17 protein-coding genes are annotated in these 17,813 nt (G+C 70.4%); 6 read left to right on the forward strand and 11 right to left on the reverse strand.

Annotated features, from left to right (window positions below; translation table 11 throughout):
- Positions 1-36: 36 nt before the first annotated feature.
- From AC507J_RS09260 to AC507J_RS09270, 3 genes are all read right to left on the reverse strand, one after another.
- Complete coding sequence (locus tag AC507J_RS09260) at positions 37-1,620, reverse strand: GGDEF domain-containing protein (RefSeq protein WP_496288664.1); 1,584 nt, start codon at positions 1,618-1,620, stop codon at positions 37-39.
- 88 nt (positions 1,621-1,708) lie between these two features.
- Complete coding sequence (locus tag AC507J_RS09265) at positions 1,709-2,608, reverse strand: RNA polymerase sigma-70 factor (protein ID WP_496288665.1); 900 nt, start codon at positions 2,606-2,608, stop codon at positions 1,709-1,711.
- A gap of 130 nt (positions 2,609-2,738) precedes the next feature.
- The gene (locus AC507J_RS09270; RefSeq protein ID WP_496288666.1) at positions 2,739-3,392 is read right to left on the reverse strand and encodes a DUF4360 domain-containing protein; all 654 of its coding nucleotides are present in this window, start codon (positions 3,390-3,392) and stop codon (positions 2,739-2,741) included.
- Positions 3,393-3,776: 384 nt separating this feature from the next.
- Between AC507J_RS09270 and AC507J_RS09275 the strand changes: the two genes are divergently transcribed.
- Complete coding sequence (locus AC507J_RS09275; protein WP_496288667.1) at positions 3,777-4,424, forward strand: DUF4360 domain-containing protein; 648 nt, start codon at positions 3,777-3,779, stop codon at positions 4,422-4,424.
- 71 nt (positions 4,425-4,495) lie between these two features.
- On the opposite strand, the gene AC507J_RS09280 is transcribed toward AC507J_RS09275, so the two are convergent.
- From AC507J_RS09280 to AC507J_RS09290, 3 genes are read right to left on the reverse strand one after another with little or no spacing between them, the layout of a single operon-like run.
- Positions 4,496-6,871: an ATP-binding cassette domain-containing protein gene (locus AC507J_RS09280; RefSeq protein ID WP_496288668.1), complete on the reverse strand. Its 2,376-nt coding sequence runs from the start codon at positions 6,869-6,871 to the stop codon at positions 4,496-4,498.
- A 50-nt stretch (positions 6,872-6,921) separates the two neighbouring features.
- Complete coding sequence (locus tag AC507J_RS09285; protein WP_496288669.1) at positions 6,922-7,332, reverse strand: VOC family protein; 411 nt, start codon at positions 7,330-7,332, stop codon at positions 6,922-6,924.
- A gap of 5 nt (positions 7,333-7,337) precedes the next feature.
- Complete coding sequence (locus AC507J_RS09290) at positions 7,338-7,787, reverse strand: helix-turn-helix transcriptional regulator (protein ID WP_496288670.1); 450 nt, start codon at positions 7,785-7,787, stop codon at positions 7,338-7,340.
- Positions 7,788-7,864: 77 nt separating this feature from the next.
- Between AC507J_RS09290 and AC507J_RS09295 the strand changes: the two genes are divergently transcribed.
- Both AC507J_RS09295 and AC507J_RS09300 read left to right on the forward strand, forming a co-directional pair.
- Entirely contained in the window at positions 7,865-8,980 is a 1,116-nt protein-coding gene (locus AC507J_RS09295) for a sensor histidine kinase (RefSeq protein ID WP_496288774.1), read from the forward strand.
- Positions 8,977-9,639 (forward strand): response regulator transcription factor, encoded by a 663-nt coding sequence (locus tag AC507J_RS09300; RefSeq protein ID WP_496288671.1) that lies wholly within the window; start codon positions 8,977-8,979, stop codon positions 9,637-9,639. Before AC507J_RS09295 ends, AC507J_RS09300 begins: the two co-directional genes overlap by 4 nt.
- 4 nt (positions 9,640-9,643) lie before the next feature.
- On the opposite strand, the gene AC507J_RS09305 is transcribed toward AC507J_RS09300, so the two are convergent.
- Complete coding sequence (locus AC507J_RS09305) at positions 9,644-9,991, reverse strand: DUF6223 family protein (RefSeq protein WP_496288672.1); 348 nt, start codon at positions 9,989-9,991, stop codon at positions 9,644-9,646.
- 204 nt (positions 9,992-10,195) lie between these two features.
- Here AC507J_RS09305 and AC507J_RS09310 point away from each other — a divergent pair, with 204 nt between their 5' ends.
- Positions 10,196-10,537: a hypothetical protein gene (locus tag AC507J_RS09310; protein WP_496288673.1), complete on the forward strand. Its 342-nt coding sequence runs from the start codon at positions 10,196-10,198 to the stop codon at positions 10,535-10,537.
- On the opposite strand, the gene AC507J_RS09315 is transcribed toward AC507J_RS09310, so the two are convergent.
- Together AC507J_RS09315 and AC507J_RS09320 are read right to left on the reverse strand one after the other, a co-directional pair.
- The gene (locus AC507J_RS09315) at positions 10,534-12,378 is read right to left on the reverse strand and encodes a glycoside hydrolase family 3 protein (RefSeq protein WP_496288674.1); all 1,845 of its coding nucleotides are present in this window, start codon (positions 12,376-12,378) and stop codon (positions 10,534-10,536) included. The genes AC507J_RS09310 and AC507J_RS09315 overlap by 4 nt on opposite strands.
- A gap of 189 nt (positions 12,379-12,567) precedes the next feature.
- Positions 12,568-13,404 carry a metallophosphoesterase family protein gene (locus AC507J_RS09320; RefSeq protein WP_496288675.1) on the reverse strand — a complete coding sequence of 279 codons (837 nt, stop codon included), beginning with the start codon at positions 13,402-13,404 and terminating at the stop codon, positions 12,568-12,570.
- A gap of 235 nt (positions 13,405-13,639) precedes the next feature.
- Between AC507J_RS09320 and AC507J_RS09325 the strand changes: the two genes are divergently transcribed.
- On the forward strand, positions 13,640-14,542 hold the full coding sequence (locus tag AC507J_RS09325; RefSeq protein ID WP_496288676.1) for a hypothetical protein: 903 nt from the start codon (positions 13,640-13,642) through the stop codon (positions 14,540-14,542).
- 55 nt (positions 14,543-14,597) lie between these two features.
- Here the strand turns inward: AC507J_RS09325 and AC507J_RS09330 are convergent, their stop codons facing one another.
- Positions 14,598-15,026: a VOC family protein gene (locus tag AC507J_RS09330; RefSeq protein ID WP_496288677.1), complete on the reverse strand. Its 429-nt coding sequence runs from the start codon at positions 15,024-15,026 to the stop codon at positions 14,598-14,600.
- A 316-nt stretch (positions 15,027-15,342) separates the two neighbouring features.
- Here AC507J_RS09330 and AC507J_RS09335 point away from each other — a divergent pair, with 316 nt between their 5' ends.
- Positions 15,343-16,224 (forward strand): LysR family transcriptional regulator, encoded by an 882-nt coding sequence (locus tag AC507J_RS09335; protein ID WP_496288678.1) that lies wholly within the window; start codon positions 15,343-15,345, stop codon positions 16,222-16,224.
- 9 nt (positions 16,225-16,233) lie between these two features.
- Here the strand turns inward: AC507J_RS09335 and AC507J_RS09340 are convergent, their stop codons facing one another.
- On the reverse strand, positions 16,234-17,802 hold the full coding sequence (locus AC507J_RS09340) for an AMP-binding protein (RefSeq protein ID WP_496288679.1): 1,569 nt from the start codon (positions 17,800-17,802) through the stop codon (positions 16,234-16,236).
- Positions 17,803-17,813 lie beyond the last annotated feature (11 nt).

A 17,813-nucleotide genomic window follows, 5' to 3' on the forward strand; every position in this document is an offset into this window, starting at 1 on the left:
GGCGCACCCTATCCCCGGATCTGCGCCGTCGGCAGGTCAGGCACTGGCCGCGGCCTGGTTGCCGCCCGCCCGTTTGGCCGCGTACATGGCGCGGTCGGCGTGGGTGAGGGTCTCCTCGATCAGGTACGCCGGGCCACTGGCGACCCCGACGCTTACCTTCGCCGGCCAGTCCGTCAGGCCGGCGACGGCGGCCACGGCCCGCTTGGCCACCTCCGTGGCGGCGGCGGTATCGGCACCGGGCAGGATGGCCACGAACTCGTCACCGCCCAACCGGGCCACGAAGTCGCCCTTGCGTACCTTGCTGGTGAGCAGCTCCGCGACGGCGCGCAGCACGTCGTCGCCGGTAGCGTGCCCCAGCGAGTCGTTTATCTGCTTGAACCGGTCGATGTCCACGGCCAACACCGCCACCGGTTGGTCCGCGACGGTGCCGGGCGCGGTCAGGTTCCGCAGGAACATGTCCAGGCCGCGACGGTTCGCCACCCCGGTGAGCGGGTCGGTCCGCGCCGCCCGCTCGGCCTGCTCGTGCTGCCAGCGCAGCACGTCGTACGACTGCATCGTCATCGCCGTGTGCAGCCAGCGCTGCCGTTGGCGCCAGAGCAGCTCGGCCAGCGCGTCGCCGTAGGTGAGCCCGGGTACGGCGTCGGGCGAGCCGGTGGCCACCAGCAGCACCGCGTGCGTGCGGTGCAGGGCCGCCGAGATCAGCCAGTCCGTGTCGGGGGCCAGGGCGGCGACGGCGTCCTGGATGACCCGTAGCGCCTCGCCGGGTCGGCCCGAGCGGCGCAGCGCGACGGCGTGGAAGGGCCGGCACAGCAGCAGCTCCTGATGTTGTTCCCGCAGGCCGAAGGTCTCCAGCAGGCCGATGTAGCGGGGGATGTCGACCGCCGCGCCGGCCGGGTCCTGGCGGTCGGCGCGGGAGCATGCCGCGTACAGCAGCGCCGACAGCCGCCACACCTCCGCCCTCGGGCCGGACGCCTCCGCCGCCGCCCGAACCGCGTACTCCTCGGCGACCGTGGTGTGTTTTTCCGCCTCGGCGACCTGGCCTATCTGGTACAGCTCCAGCGCCCACATGAGGTTGAGCTCCGCCAGGTTGCACAGCCACATCGCGCGGTTGCCGTTGTCCGGGTACGCCGCCCGGCAGGCCGCCTCGTAAGCGGCCTGGAACTGGGGCACGGCCAGCTCGTAGAGGCGCAGTTGGGCGTAGCCGATGGCGATCCCGGTGCGGGCATTGCCCCTGATCACCGGGTCGGGTTCGTCGGCGAGCAGGGCGGTCTCCGCGCTGACCAGATCCCGTAGCACCGCCTCGATGTCGTAGTCGGCGATGTCCTGGTCCCCGAGGCGCAGCCGGCGGGTCGCCCGCAGCGACAGCGCGCAGGAGCGCCAGCCCGCGCTGCTTTCGCGATCCGCGGCGGCCAGCATCAGTTCGGCGGCGGCGATGGCCGCGCGCAGGTCACCCAAGCGGGTCAACGCCACGACGCGGGCGAAGTGCATCGCCGCCGGGCCGTCGGGCAGCTCTCCGGTGGGTTCGCGCAGCGCCGCCTCCGCGACCGCCAGCACTCGGGCGGCACCGCCGGCCTGAGCCTCCTCGAGGAGGTTCAGGGCCCGGAGGGTCACATCGTCCACGCGGTCCTCCGCGCCGCCCTGGGAAAGAAACAGCACGATGCTACGACACCGGATCGGTCTTCGGGCAGCCGTCGGGCCACCGACGGTTTCAGCGGCTCACCGTGGTTTCCCGCTGCACCCGGGACAACTTGTGCGGGTTGCGCACGTAGTAGAGCCCGGTGACCAGATGGTTGTCGATCCGCACCGCCAGCACCCCGTCGAGCTTTCCGTCGAGCCGGACGATCAGCGCCAGAGACCCGTTGATCAGCGCCGGTTCGACCGAGATCGCCGCGTCGAATTTGTTCAGGCCGGCGGTGAAGAGGCGGGCCGCCTTGTCGGCCCCCACGATCGGCTTCGGCAGCGCCTGTCTGACCCCGCCACCATCGCTCAACAGCACGACGTCCGGCGCGAGGATGTCGAGCAGACTCTGCAGGTCCCCGGTCTCGACCGCCCGCTGGAAGGCCCCGAGCGCCGCCCGGGTCTCGTCGACGTCGACGGTCTTCCGGGGCCGGCGCGCGGCGACGTGGGCCCGCGCCCGGTGGGCGATCTGCCGTACGGCCGCCGGGCTCTTGTCGACGGCTTCGGCGATCTCGTCGTAGCCCACCTCGAAGACCTCGCGCAGCACGAAGACGGCCCGTTCGGTGGGCGTGAGCGTCTCCAGCACCAGCAACATCGCCATCGAGACGCTCTCCGCCAGCTCGACGTCCTCCGCGACGTCGGGGGTGGTCAGCAGTGGCTCGGGCAGCCACGTACCGAAATAGCTCTCCTTGCGGCGGCCGAGCGTACGCAGCCGGGAGAGCGCCTGCCGGGTGGTGATCCGGACCAGGTAGGCCCGGTGGTCCCGCACCGTTTCGAGGTCGACACCGGCCCAGCGCAGCCAGGTCTCCTGGAGCACGTCCTCCGCGTCGGCCGCCGAGCTGAGCAGCTCGTAGGCGACCGTGAAGAGCAGGTTGCGGTGGGCGACGAAGGCCTCGGTAGCCGGATCCGGACGACCGTCCTCGCTCGCCATGGGGTGCCTCCTGTCCGCTCGCGGTCGACTGTCCACGCACCAGACGCCCGGTGCCACTGTTTTGTGACACCGGGCGTCTGGATCGTAGATCTTCGGCCCGACACCGGGTCGGGCGCGGCGGGTCAGCGGATCAGCACCTGGTCCAGTTCAGATTGAACAGCGTGTCGACGTCACCTTCGGTGGCCGTCATCGACATGCTGCTGCGCCCGCCGGAGGTGCCGGCATCCACCCGCAGCTCGGTGTTGATGTTGAGTACCCGCTGCTGCTCACAGGGTAGGTAGACAAGCGCGTGGGCGACATCCCGGGTGCTCCAGAAGCCGTTGTACGGACCCGCGAACGTCACCTCGGTACGACCGCTGTCGGACGAGCCCTGCCAGTAGTAGTTGGTGCGTTGCAGGCCGGTCGCACCGGCGGAGAGTCGGGCCCGGCCACGGTAGTCCACCGCGGCCACCGCGAAGGTCCAGCCCGCCGGCACGGTGAGCACCACGCCGAGTTGGCAGTTCTTCCGGCGGGCGGTCGTGTCGACGCCGCTGCCCGCCTCCGCGACGAAGTCGCCGTAGCGGATCCGGAATCCGGTCTTGTCGGAGTTGGCGACGACCCGGGCCGTGCCGGGCGCGCAGCCCGAGCCGTTGGCGGCCACCACCTCGACGGTGACGTTGCCGTCCGGCACCGTTTCGAGCGCGTCGCCGGTACTGGCCTGGGCCGGCGCGGACAATGCGAACGTGAGCACCGCGCCGAGCACGGTGACGACGCCCTTTCTCGCGACGGCAACTCGTTCTCTCATATCATTCCTCTCAATACGGGAGCGCCCCTCAATTGCTTCGGCCAAACCTGCGACGAATGTTAGTGGCGCGTTCACAACACAGGCAAGCATTCATTGTGATCGATTTGTAACCCGCCCATAACACGGGACCCGGCAGCTCAGGGCAGACTAGGGCTACTCGGATTCGCCGCAAACTTCGCGAAACGGCCGCCGGGATCGCGGCAATAATCCTCAGTCGCGCATGATGCCGGTTCTTGCGGGTCGCCGGCCGCGCCGGACCCGGATGCGGATTCACCTCACCTTGAGGCGGCGTTCGACGAATAACAGAAGCCGTTGACGTCGATCTATATGTCTAATTACATTGGTGGCCCACCATCGACCACGCATCGAACTGAAGGGAGTTCCATGCGAAAATTGTTGGCACGTGGCGGCGCGGTGCTCGCGCTACTCGCCGCATCGCTGACGACGGGCGCCCCCGCGTCGGCCAGCCCGATCATGAACAACCCGCCACCCGATCAGGTCGTGATCGACCTGGTGGCCATGGCCGGCTCCGGCTGTCGGCCCGGCACCGCCGATGTCGCGGTCTCCCCGGACAACAAGGCCTTCACCACGATCTACAGCGACTACCTGGTCCAGGCCGGTCCCGGCATCCCGGTCACCGAGGGCCGCCGGAACTGCCAGCTCAACGTCCTGGTGCACGTGCCGAGCGGCTACACGTTCGCGATCGTGAAGGTGGACTACCGCGGGTACGGGCTGCTCAACCGGGGCGCGGTGGCCAACCAACTGGCCAGCTACTACTTCCAGGGCATGACCCAGACCACCACCACCAACCACCGCATCGCCGCGCCGTTGGACGACAACTGGCTCATCACCGACGAGGTACCGATCGCGTCCGCCGTCTGGCACCCCTGCGGCGAGATGCGCAACCTCAACATCAACACGGAGCTGCGGCTCAGTCGGGGCACCTCGACCGGCACCAGCTTCCTGACGATGGACTCCACCGACGGCAGCATCACGACCATGTACCACCTGGCCTGGGCCGCCTGCCCGTGACCCCTGAGTAGATCTTGGTGCGAAGGCGCCGCCGGGCCCGTCCCGAGGGCGCTTTCGCACCAAGACCCGGTTCAGGACCTGGTGTAGTCGGCCAGGTGACGGCCGGTCAGGGTGGAGGGGTTCGCGGTCAGGTCGGCGGGGGTGCCTTCGAAGACGATCCGGCCGCCGTCGTGGCCGGCGCCGGGGCCGAGATCGATGATCCAGTCGGCGTGCGCCATCACGGCCTGGTGATGCTCGATGACGATTACCGACCGGCCGGAGTCGACCAGCCGGTCGAGCAGACCGAGCAGTTGTTCGACATCGGCGAGGTGCAGGCCGGTGGTCGGCTCGTCCAGGACGTAGATGCCGCCCTTGTCGGTCAGGTGGGTGGCCAGCCTGAGCCGCTGCCGCTCGCCGCCGGAGAGCGTGGTGAGCGGCTGGCCGAGGGTGAGATAGCCGAGCCCGACATCGGCGAGCCGGGTGAGGATGGCGTGGGCGGCCGGCAGCCGCGACTCGCCGCCGCCGAAGAACTCCTCGGCCTCGGTCACCGGCATCGCGAGCACCTCGCTGATGTCCCGACCGCCGAACCGGTACTCCAGCACCTCGGCCTGGAACCGCTTGCCCTCGCACTGTTCGCAGACCGTGGCGACACCTGCCATCATCGCCAGGTCGCTGTAGATGACACCGGCACCGTTGCAGGTCGGGCACGCCCCCTCGGAGTTGGCGCTGAACAACGCCGGCTTCACGCCGTTGGCCTTCGCGAACGCCTTCCGGATCGGATCGAGCAGTCCGGTGTACGTCGCCGGGTTGCTCCGGCGCGAGCCGCGGATCGCGCCCTGGTCGATCGAGACCACGCCGTCGCGTCCCGACACCGAGCCGTGGATCAGGGAACTCTTGCCCGAGCCGGCCACCCCGGTGACCACGACCAGTACGCCGAGCGGAATGTCGACGTCGACGTCGCGCAGGTTGTGCGTGCTGGCGCCACGCACCTCCAACACGCCCGACGGGGTACGCACCTTCTCCTTGAGGACGGCCCGGTCGTCGAGATGGCGGCCGGTGAGCGTGCCGCTGGCCCGCAGCCCGTCGACGGTGCCCTCGAAGCAGACGGTGCCGCCCGCCGTGCCCGCGCCGGGCCCCAGGTCGATCACGTGGTCGGCGATGGCGATCATCTCCGGCTTGTGCTCCACGACGAGCACGGTGTTGCCCTTGTCCCGCAGTCGCAGCAGCAGGTGGTTCATGCGCTGGATGTCGTGCGGGTGCAGCCCGATCGTCGGCTCGTCGAAGACGTAGGTGACGTCGGTCAGCGACGAACCGAGGTGGCGGATCATCTTGGTGCGCTGCGCCTCGCCGCCGGAGAGCGTGCCCGAGGGCCGGTCGAGGCTGAGGTAGCCGAGCCCGATCTCGACGAACGAGTCGAGGGTCTCCCCCAGCGCCACAAGCAGCGGCGCCACCGACGGTTCGGCCAGGGCCCGCACCCAGTCGGCGAGGTCGCTGATCTGCATCGCGCAGCAGTCGGCGATGTTGATCCCCTTGATCTTCGACGACCGGGCCGGCGCGCTGAGCCGGGTGCCGTCACATTCGGGGCACGTGGTGAAGATGACCGCCCGGTCCACGAACGCGCGGATGTGCGGCTGCATCGCCTCGCGGTCCTTGGAGAGGAACGACTTCTGGATCGTCGGAATCAGCCCCGAGTACGTCAGGTTGATCCCCTCGACCTTGATCTTGGTCGGTTCCCTGTACAGCAGGTCGTCCAGTTCCCGCTTGGTGAACTTGCGGATCGGCTTGTCCGGATCGAAGTACCCGCAGCCCCGGAAGATCCGGCCGTACCAGCCCTCCATGCTGTAGCCGGGGATCGTGATCGCACCCTCGTTCAGCGACTTCGTGTCGTCGTACAACGCGGAGAGGTCGAAATCGCTCACCCGGCCCATGCCCTCGCAGCGCGGGCACATGCCGCCGGTGATGTTGAATTTCCGCCGTTCCTTCGTCGTACGTCCGCCGCGCTCGATCGTGACGGCACCGGCACCACTGATCGAGGCCACGTTGAAGGAGAAGGCCTGTGGCGAGCCGATGTGCGGCTCCCCGAGGCGGCTGAAGAGGATCCGCAGCATCGCGTTGGCGTCGGTGACGGTGCCGACCGTGGAGCGGACGTTGGCGCCCATCCGCTCCTGGTCGACGATGATCGCGGTGGTCAGCCCGTCGAGCACGTCGACGTCGGGCCGGGCCAGCGTCGGCATGAAGCCCTGGAGGAACGCGCTGTAGGTCTCGTTGATCATCCGCTGCGACTCGGCGGCGATGGTGCCGAACACAAGCGAACTCTTGCCCGAGCCCGAGACGCCCGTGAACACCGTGAGCCGCCGCTTCGGGATCTCGACGCTGATGTCCTTGAGGTTGTTCTCGCGGGCGCCCCGCACCCGGATCAGGTCATGGCTGTCGGCGGTGTGTGGCACGGCCGATCGGGTCTGCGTCATGCTCGTCCTGTTCCTGTCCGGGTGCCGGCGACGCGAGGATCACGTCCGCCTCAGCGCTGTTCCTGGATGCGGACCATGTTGCCCGCAGCGTCCCGTACGGCGCAGTCCCGGATTCCGTACGGCTGCTCGATCGGCTCCTGGACGATCTCGGCGCCGCTGGCCTGGAGCCGTTCGAAGGTGCTGTCCAGGTCCTTGGTGGCGAGCACGATCATGCCGTAGGTGCCCTTGGTTATCATCTCCGCGATCAGGCGACGCTCGTCGTCGGTGATGCCGGGGTCGGCCGCCGGCGGGTGCAGGACGATGGACGTGCCGGGCTGGTTGGGCGGGCCGACCGTGATCCAGCGCATGCCGTCGTAACCTACGTCGTTGCGGACTTCGAAGCCGAGGAGGTCGCGGTAGAAGGCAAGCGCGGCGTCCGGATCGGTCTGCGGCAGGAAGGTGTTCGCAATTGTCAGGTCCATGCCGATCAGGCTAGTAGCGGGCGCCTGACCTGGGCTTCTCGATTCCTGATCGGTCTGGTCACCTGCTTCGTCACGCACGACGGCAGGCCCGCGGTCGTCCGGGTCACCTGGCGTCGGTAGGCGCTCGGCGACATGCCGACCAACTCGGTGAAGCGGGTGCTGAAGGTGCCCAGCGACGCGCAGCCGACCGCGAAACAGACCTCCGTGACGCTGAGGTCGCCCCGGCGCAACAGGGCCATCGCCCGCTCGATGCGCCGGGTCATCAGGTACGCGTACGGCGATTCGCCGTAGGCGAGCCGGAACTGGCGGCTGAGGTGCCCGGCCGACATGTTCGCGTCCCGGGCGAGCGCCTCGACGTTCAGCGGTTGCGCGTACTCCCGATCGATGCGGTCTCGGACCCGGCGCAGCCGCGCGAGGTCGCGCAACCGTTGCTCCTCGGCGGAACTGCTGGTCATCGGCCCATCATGCCACCGGAACGTCGGGTCCCGCCCCCACCCGTGGCCGGTCACCCCCTAGGCTTCGACGCGTGCTGATGCGCCAGTGGCCGGGTCGGGCGGCGGACACCTTGCTGGTGCTCGTGGTCGGCCTGATCGCCCTCGGCGGCCTGGTGGTGCAGTCGCGTGGTGTCGACACCGCCGCCGAGTGGGCCGCGGTGTCGATCGTGCTGGCGTCCGCCGGGGCGCTGGGTCTGCGCCGCCGTCACCCGGTGGCGGTGGGCGTGGCGGCGCTTGCCGCCGTCGGGGCGTACGGCGCGTTGCTGCACCGGCCCGGTCCGATCATGTTGGTCTTCGTCGTGGCGCTCTACACCGTCGTCGACGAGGGGCACCTCGCGGTCGCCGTCGGCCTCGGTCTCGCCTCGGTGCTCGCCTTCGCCGTCGCCGACAGCGGCAACCGGAACGCCGAGAACGTGAACGGGGCCACCCTGCTGCACGCCGGTTGGCTCGTCGCGGTCATCGTCGGCGTGACCCGAAACCGGCGGGCATACCTGACCGAGGCCGAGGCCCGGGTGCTCGCCGCCGAGCAGCGGGCCGAGGAGGAGGCCCGACGCCGGGCCACCGAGGAGCGGCTCCGCATCGCCCGCGAGCTGCACGACGCGCTCGGCCACCACCTCTCGCTGATCAACGTGCAGGCCAGTGCCGCGCTGTACCGCCCGGACGCCGCGCGGTCCGCCCGGGCGCTCACCGCGATCAAGCAGACGAGCGGGGAGACGCTGCGTGAGTTGCGCGCCACGCTCGGCGTACTGAGGCAGGGTGACGCGGCGCCGGCCGTTCCCGGCCCCGGCCTGGACCGCCTCTACGAGCTGGTCACCGCGGCCGGCCGGGCCGGGTTGGAGATCCGCACCGAGCTGACCGAGACCCGGCCGCTGTCGCCGGAGGTCGAGTTGGCGGCGTACCGGATCGTGCAGGAGTCGCTCACGAACGTGACCCGGCACGCCGACGCGACCGCCGTGACGATCCGGGTTCGACCCGACGGCGACGATGTGCTGGTGGAGATCGAGGACGACGGCGCTGGCGCGCCCGGCCCGCCCGGCAACGGGATCGTCGGCATGGGTGAGCGGGTCCGGGCGCTGGGCGGCGCACTGACCACCGGCGCCGGCCCGGAGGGTGGCTTCCGGGTCCGGGCCCGCCTGCCGAGGGGCGCGGCGTGATCCGGGTGCTGCTCGCCGACGACCAGAACCTGGTCCGCGCCGGCTTCCGCGCCATCCTCGACGGTGAGGAGGACATCGAGGTCGTCGGCGAGGCCGCCGACGGCACCGAGGCGGTGCGGCTGAGCCGGCAGTTACGCCCCGACGTCGTCGCGATGGACATCCGGATGCCCGGGCTGGACGGCCTGACGGCCACCGCGGAGATCACCGCCAGCTCCCCGGTCCGGGTGATCATCCTGACCACCTTCGACCTGGACGACTACGTCTACGGCGCGCTGCGGGCCGGCGCGAGCGGCTTCCTGGTCAAGGACACCGAACCGGCCGAACTGATCCACGCGGTACGGGTGGTGGCGCGTGGCGACGCACTGATCGCGCCCTCGATCACCCGCCGGCTGATCTCCGAGTTCGCCGCCCGGGTGGCGCACCCGGACCCGGGACCGCGCCTCGGCCAGCTCACCCAGCGGGAGCGCGAGGTGCTGGTGCTGGTCGCCGCCGGGCTCTCCAACGACGAGATCGCGGCGCGGCTGGTGCTCAGCCCGGCCACCGCGAAGACGCACGTCAGCCGCATCATGACCAAGACCCGGGTCCGGGACCGGGCCCAGTTGGTGATCCTCGCGTACGAGTCCGGCCTGACCGTTCCGGGCTGGCTCGAACGTTCCTGACCGGTCAGCCGGTGCGACGGGCCCGGGCCAGCGCCAACGCACCGAGGACGGCGGCGACCAGGCCCACCACCAAGGCGACGTAGGCCCCGCCCCGGCCGTTGCCGGTGCCGATGCCACTGTCGGAGGTGGCCACCACCGCCCCGCCCAGCGCCATGCCCACCACGCCGGCCACCAGGGCCGCGCCAGCGCCGAGCGGTCCCGAGCCGGTCCCGAACCGGCTGGCGGGACGGGCCAGCGCCAACCCGCCGACGATCACGCCGGCCAGCCCCAGCACGGCGGCGAGCAGGGCGCCGATCCGACCGGCGCTCATGGTCGTGACGCCGGGTGCGGCAAGCAGGTGGTAGACGTCCATCACAGCTCTCCTTCGCGCAGATGACGAGTACGCGGGCAGCGTATGAAGGCCACCGGTGGCATGTCGTCATGCCGAAGTGGTCGATGGAGCTACCCCCCGGGTTGCAGGTGCGCGCGGCGTCGTACCACCACGGTTGTCCGCATCGGCGACAACGAAGCGGGCGAGACGCCGGGCGATATCGGCCGGGGGCTATTGTCGTCAGTCGTGGAAGATGATCACAGCGTGGTGTGGACGTTGCATCGGCGCGACGACGGCCAGCTACTCGCTGATCTGGTCGTGACCGGCGGCGACTTCCCGTGGCTGGACGCCCGCGTCCGACCACGCGACGGGTTCGCGGAGTTTCGGCCGCTCTTCGCCGAGCAGTTGCGGCTGATCGAGGACGACACCGACCCGGAGACCTGGGATCGCGCGTACGAGGCGGTCCGGAACGCCGTCACGCTGCGGTACCCGGAGGGCGACGAGGCGCCCGAGTTCATCCTCCACATCGACGGCGACACGGCGTGGTGGCGGTGGCACGACGAGCCGCTGGACCAGGACGACGACTAGGACGTGGCGGTGCGGTAGCCGATGCCCGAGCCGTACGGGAAGAGCACCTTCCTGCCGTCCGGGGTGCGGATGGTGACCGGCAGGCGGCCGGTGGGCTCCGCGCCGACGATGGTGTCGGCGATCGCCGCGAGCGAGACGTCCCGGTAGCCGTAGGCCGCCAGGTAGGTGGGCGCGGACGGGAAGTACGCGATGTCGTACGGGCCGCCGACCGCCACCGTCACCACCGGCTTCTTCGTCGCCAGCAGCGCCTTGACCAGGTTCTGCTGGGTCACGTCGCCCCAGGCGTTGTTGGTGAGCACCACCGTGACGTCGCTGGCCCTGGCCGCCGCGACCACCTGTTTGATGGTCTGGCTGTCCGGCGACCCGGTCCACATCGGCGTGGCCACCAGCCCCTTCGTGGACAGTTGGCTGGCCAGGCCGGGCACCGCGTTGGCGCCCCAGCCGGTGACCAGCAGGTGCTGGCCGGACTGCGCCGCCAGCGGCAGCACACCGGCCCGGTTGCGCAGCAGGGTCATCGAGCGGTGCGCGGCGACGGACATGGTCTGCTGGTCGGCGGCGGTGCCGACCATCGAGTCCACGGCCTCGCTTGTGGTGAAGGGGTCCTCGAAAAGTCCCAGTTCGGCCTTCATCCGCAGGATCCGGTACACCGACTGGTCGATGCGGTGCCGGCTGACCGTGCCGTCGCGTACCGCGTCGAGCACCGTGGCGATGGCGGCGGGCGGATCCGTGGGCAGCAGCAACTCGTCGTTGCCGGCGTTGATGGCACCGAGGATCACCTGCTCCTGCGGAATGGTCGACAGCGCCGAGGCGCGCAGCGCGTCGGTGATCACCACCCCGTCGTATCTGAGCTTGTCGCGCAGCAGCCCGGTGATGATGGGCCGGGAGAGCAGGGCCGGCGTCCGGGTGGGATCCAACGCGGGCACGATCACCGCCGTCGGCATGATCGACTTCACGCCGGCGGCGATCGCCGCCCGGAACGGCGGGATGTCCGTACGCAGGATCTCCTCGCGGGTCTCGTCGACGACCGCGACGCCGGTGTCGGGATTGGCCTCCGCGCTGCCCAGGCCGGGGAAGTGTTTGGCGGTGGCCGCCACCCGACCGCTCTGCTGGTACCCGGTGACGGCCGCCGCGCCGAACGCGGAGACCGGCCCGGTCCGGTCGCCGAACGCGCGGGTCCCGTCCGCCGTGTTGCGCGGGTTGGTGTTGACGTCGACCACCGGCGCGTGGTCCATGTTGATGCCCATCGCCCGCAGTTGCCGGCTGGTCACGGCGGCCGTCGAGTACGACAGGCCCCGGTCGAAGGTCGCGCCGATCGCCATGTTGCCAGGTGATATCGCCGACGGCGGCGGGATCCGGGTGACGAAACCGCCCTCCTGGTCGGTGCTGATCTGGAGGGGTACGCCGTGGTCGGTCCGCGCCGCCCGTTGCAGGCCGTTGGAGAGCAGCGCGACCTGCTGCGGATTGTTCAGGTTGTTGCTCGCGGTGAAGTAGATGATGCCGCCGGGGCGGAACTTGCGCACCAACTGCTCGCCGTTGCGTACGTCGCTGCCGTAGAGCGCCTGGTTGGCCGCCACGTCGGTGGGGTTCGTGGTGGTGGCGGTGTCGCCGTAGGCCTGGAGCACGAAGAGCTGGCCGACCTTCTCCGCCAGGGTCATCTTCGCCAGCACCGCCCGGATCCGCCGGTCCGCCTGATGCTCTCCCGGCGGGCCACCGTCGGCCCGGTGCGCGACGCTCTCCGGGGTCGTGCCGACCCCCGCCGACCCGCCGGCGGAGAGCATCAGGCCGGACGCCACGGCGAGTACGACGGGAACCCGGAGCAGGGATCCGATCCGACGGATCATGCGACTGTCCTCCAGCGATCAGTGACCCCGACGGTCGGCGTCCACCTGCTGGCACCCTGTCTCACCGGACATGAATGTGTGGGTTTGTCGCTTTCAAATCACCCAACCGTGGCGATACCGCCGCCGGACGGACGGGCCGGCGGCATCCGGGGTCGGGCGAGGGCGGCGCGTGTGCCGCGCCCCGCGGGGTCAGCCGTCGACGGGGAGGATCCGGCGCAGCTTCGGTGCCGTCGATCGCGGGCGCCACTCCCGGGGGTAGCCCAGCGACACCTCCTCGAACCGCACGCCGTCGTACCAGGTCGTACGCGGGATGTGCAGGTGCCCGTAGACCACTGCGGCGGCCCGGAACCGGGTGTGCCAGTCGGCCGTGCGCACCGTGCCGCACCACTGGGCGAACTCCGGGTAGCGCAGTACCCGGGTCGGTTCCTGGACCAGCGGCCAGTGGTTGATCAGCACGGTGGACAACTCGGACGGGATCTCGTCGAGCCGGGCGGCGGTCTGCGCGACACGCGCCGCACACCACGCCTCCCGGCTCGGGTACGGGTCCGGATGCAGCAGCATCTCGTCGGTGCAGATCACACCGCTCTGCTCGGACCGGGCCATCGCCTCGGCCTTCGTCGTCGAGCCGGGCGGCAGGAACGTGTAGTCGTAGAGCAGGAAGAGCGGAGCCACCACGACCGGCCCGCCGACCCCGCGCCACACCGGGTACGGATCCTCCGGCGTGACCACGCCCAGCCCGCGCGCGACCTCGACCAGGCGTTCGTACCGCGCCACCCCGCGCAGTGGGTCACCGCCGGGCATCGTCCACAGTTCGTGGTTGCCCGGCGCCCACAGCACGGTGGCGAACCGTTTGGCGAGCAACTCCAGCGCCCAGGCCACCTGCTCTTCGGTTTCACCCACGTCCCCGGCGACGATCAGCCAGTCCCGATCGGACGACGACCGCAGGCCGGTCACGAACTCCCGGTTCTCGGCGTACCGGACATGCAGATCACTGATCGCGTAGAGGCGACCCGAAGGGCTGTCCACCCCGGGGACGGTAGCAGCCGTGCCGCGCCGCTTCGCGGCGGCGCTGTCGCGCACCCGCCCAACCGGCCGAGTTGCCAATTACCGACAGTAGTCGGATCTCGGATAACTCCTGGTGGCGCAAATACGTAGCGTGAGTCAGCCATTGCTTCACCCCGCGTGAGATCGGGGTGGCGACGCCAGGCATCGGCGCCGCCACCGCCCGCCGCCTCGCGGGTAGCGGAACAGGAGCAGCACCATGTCAGATCACACCGGACACCGCCGTCTCGTCGCGCGTACGCTCGCCCTCGTACTGGGTGTCACCGGAGCGACCCTGATCGCCCCGGCCACCTCGGCCACCGCCGCCGTACCCGGCCTGGTACGCATCTCCGCCCTCAGCGCCACCAACTCCTCCTCCTTCCGGACCGTCACCGCCACCTGTCCGGCCGGCAAGGTGCTCACCGGCACCGGCTACGAGATCAACGGCGGCGCCGGCGAGGTCATCGTGGACGACCTGCGGCCCAACGGCAGCCCCGTCAGCCCGCCCACCGCCGTGACGGTGGGCGCGTACGAGGCGGATCCTCTCGCCGGCAACTGGAACGTCGTCGCGTACGCCATCTGCGCCAACCCGCTGCCCGGGCTGGTCCGGGTCACGACGGTCAGCCCCACCGACTCCAACGACTTCCACAGCACCACCGCGGCCTGCCCCACCGGCAAGCAACTCACCGGCACCGGCTACGAGATGACCGGTGTCGCCGGTGAGGGCGTGGTGGACGACCTGCGGCCGAACGGCAGCGCCATCAGCGCACCGACCGCCGTGACGGTGGGCGCGTACGAGGCGGACACCTTCTTCGGCAACTGGAACGTGCGGGCGTACGCGATCTGCGCCAACCCGCTCCCCGGGCTGGTCCGGATCGTCGTGGGCAGCCCGCACAACTCGACAGACCCCCGCTCCGTCACGGCCCCCTGCCCGGGCGTGAAGGTGATGACCGGGGCGGGTTTCCAGCTCAACGGCGCGCTCGGTGAGGTGGAGGTGGACGACTTCCGGCCCAACGGGAACGCCATCACCGCACCCACCGCGGTCACCGCGGGCGCGTACGAGGAGGACCCCTACGCCAGCAACTGGAACGTGCAGGCGTACGCCATCTGCGCGACCAGGTAGGACGGCCGCACCGAACGATCGGGCCGCCCCGGACACCGGGGCGGCCCGTCCCTGCTCAGGCCACGAAGATGCAGAACGGATGCCCGGCCGGGTCGGCGTAGACCCGGAACGGTTCGTCGGGGCCGTTCTTCTGGTCGGAGAGCAGGCGACCGCCCAGGGCCAGCACCCGCTCGTGCTGCGCCTTCAGCTCCTCGATGGAGGTCACGCTGAGGTCCAGATGCAGCTGTTGCGGCACCGGACCGTCCGGCCAGGTCGGTTCCGGAAACTTGTCGACCTGCTGAAAGGCCAACTGCGGGGTGCCGTCGGCGGTCCGCAGCACCAGCCAGTCGTCGCCGCGTTCGTCCGCCTGCCCCGGCTCCGGCGGCTCGTCGCCCTCGCCGTACGTCAGGCCCAACAGCGACCGGTAGAACTCCGCGAGCGCCCTGGCATCGGTGCAGTCGAGCACCACCTGACACAGTTTCGGCACATTTTCCCGATCGGCCACATCAATCACCTCCGGACCACATTCTGCACCGGGACGATCGAGGCGGCACGCTGGACACTCCACACCCTGGTAAATGCCCCGCCACCTGGCAGGCGCCGCAGCTTTACCCATTCTGCCAGGGCTTAAACATCGATTACCGCGCTTGCACGTTCTGATTCGCAAGTGTTACGGTCAGCGAAGAGAAAATTCACGTACGGCAATTATCGTGAGCGCTAAGCAATCGGGCCGAGAACGCCGCTCATCAGACTCGGCACCCCCATTGGATTTGATCGTCGCCCGGGCATGCCCGGGCACGGTTCGTGCTGCGGGAGAAGCTGTGGACACTCGTCAACTTCAGGCGCTCCTGACCACGGTGGACGTCGGAAGTTTCACCGGGGCTGCGGTCCGCCTGCAGGTGAGCCAACCCACGATCACGCATCGGATCAAGACCCTGGAGCGGTCGCTGGAGGCGGTCCTCCTGGACCGGCTGCCTGGCCGGGTCCGGCCGACCAGGACCGGGCGGGCCCTAATTCCCTATGCCCGCGAGATCGTCAGGTTGGCGGACGAGGCGCGACGAGCGGTCACCGGCCCTGGCGAGCCGAACGGTCGGGTCAGCGTGGGATCGCCGGAGACGCTCACCAATCACCGACTGCTGCCGCTGATCGAATACCTGTGCGTACGCTATCCGAAGATCGATTTTTCACTGCATTCGTTGGAGCCGCAGGACGCCGTGGACCGCCTCCGTGACGGGCAGCTGGACTGCGCATTCCTGATCGGGGTGGAGCAGTCGTACGAGGATCTGGAGTTCAGCATTCTCCGACCGGAACCGCTGGCCCTGGTGGCCGCGCCGGAGAACGGTGCCGGCCGACCCGCCGACCGCGCGGAGATCTTCAGCACGATGCTTGTCTGTTCCGACGTCGACGCCCGGCAGTGCCTGGCCTTCCCGCTCCAGGACACCCCCTTCCCGGCCCCGCCCCGGCGGATGCTGAAGCTGAACTCGTTGGAGGCGGTCAAGCGCAGCGTCGCCAACGGGGTGGGTGCCGGGCTGCTGCCCGAGGTCGCGGTCTCCCGGGACATCGCGGCGGGTGTCCTGCGCAAGGTGCCCTGGCGGCCGCCGATGCAGACGTTCACCCAGGCGGTGTGGCGGCGCAGCAGCGCCCGCCACCCCGCTCTGGAGGTCGTGCTCGCCGCCGCCGAACAGGTGATCCGGGAGGACTGAGCGCCCCGGTCACTCCCCCGCGAGTGCGGCGAGCAGCTTGCGCTGATCGGTCTTGCCGTGCTGGTTGACCGGCAGCGCGTCGGCCACCCGCATCCGGCTCGGCGCCATGTAGGACGGCATGGACCGCAGGCAGAAAGCCAAGATGGCGCTCTCCTCGACCGGCGGCGCGTCGGCGGCGAGGACCACGAACGCGGCCAACTCGGGGTCCCGGCCCGGCGGCGTCACCACCACCGCCGCGGCCTCGGTCACCCCGGGGAACTCCAGCAGGCGCCGCTGCACCTCGGCCAACTCCACCCGGTTGCCACGGATCTGCACCTGCGAATCCACCCGTCCACAGAACCGCAACTCCCCGTTCACGCCCCGGTAGGCCAGGTCACCGGTGCGCAGCACCCGCTCGCCGGAGCGCGGTTCGACCGGGTCGGGCACGAGGGCGGCGGCGCTCGCCTCGGCGTCACCCCAGTAACCGGAGAAGAGCGCCGGGCTGCGCAGGTACATCTCGCCGACGACGCCGACCTCGTCGACGACCTCGCCGTCCCGGACGACAAGCAACTCGGCACCGGCGTGTCCGGCGCCGATCGACAGCCGGTCGAGCTGCTCGGGCAGCGGGTTCGGCACGTCGGCGAAGCTGGCCGCCATCGACTCGGTCGCCCCGTAGCAGTTGACCAGCCGGGCAGCCGGGCGCAACCGCTGGAGCAGGCGCAGCTCGGGCAGCGGGAAGTCCTCGCCGCAGAAGAGCACGCCACGCAGGTCGGTCAGCTCGGCGATCTGGTCGGGGACGTGCCGCAGCGCCTGCCGCCAGATCGACGGTACGCCGTTGACCTGGGTGGCCCGGGTGGTCCGCAGCACCTTGAGAAAGCGGGTGGGCCAGCGCAGCAGCGTCCGGGGCACCGGCACCACCGCCGCGCCGCTGCCGAGGGCCAGGCCGATGTCGAGCAGCGAGAAGTCGAACTGGAGCGGCGCGGTCGAGGCGACCCGGTCACCGGCCTCGACGATGTGCTCGGCGAGCATGCCCCGGTAGAAGGAGACCACCGCCCGGTGGCTCATCACCACGCCCTTCGGCCGACCGGTGGTGCCGGAGGTGAAGATGATGTAGGCCGGGTCGGTCGGGGTCACCCTCCGGCGCCGGCGGGGCCGGGGCTCCGGCGGGACCGGCACCTGGATGCCGTCGGGTCCGAACCAGCCGTGACCGGGGGCGGTGTCGGCGGGCGGGGCGGTGAACAGGCAGAGCGCGGGTTCGGCGAGGGCCGCGATCGCGGCCCGCCGCTCGGCAGGCGTCTCAGGGCTCACCGACACGAACGGCAGCCCCCGCGACGAGCAGGCCAGCAGGAGCGCGATGGCCTCCGCCGAGGTGTCCGAGACGATCATGACCCGGTCGCCGACGTCCAGGCCGTACCGGTCGAGTTCGGCGGCGTGGCGCTCGGCGGCGGCGGCCAGCTCACCGAAGGTGGTGTGCCGGGTGCCGCCGTCGACGTACTCGACCACGGCCGGGCTCTCCGGTCGGGTACCCGCCGCGGCGAGGAGAAACTCGTCGAAACGTTCGTCGGGGCGGTGCGCGACGCGGGCTCGGTCCGGGGACATGCGGGCCTCCT

This window comes from Micromonospora sp. PRAS1, assembly GCF_059553435.1.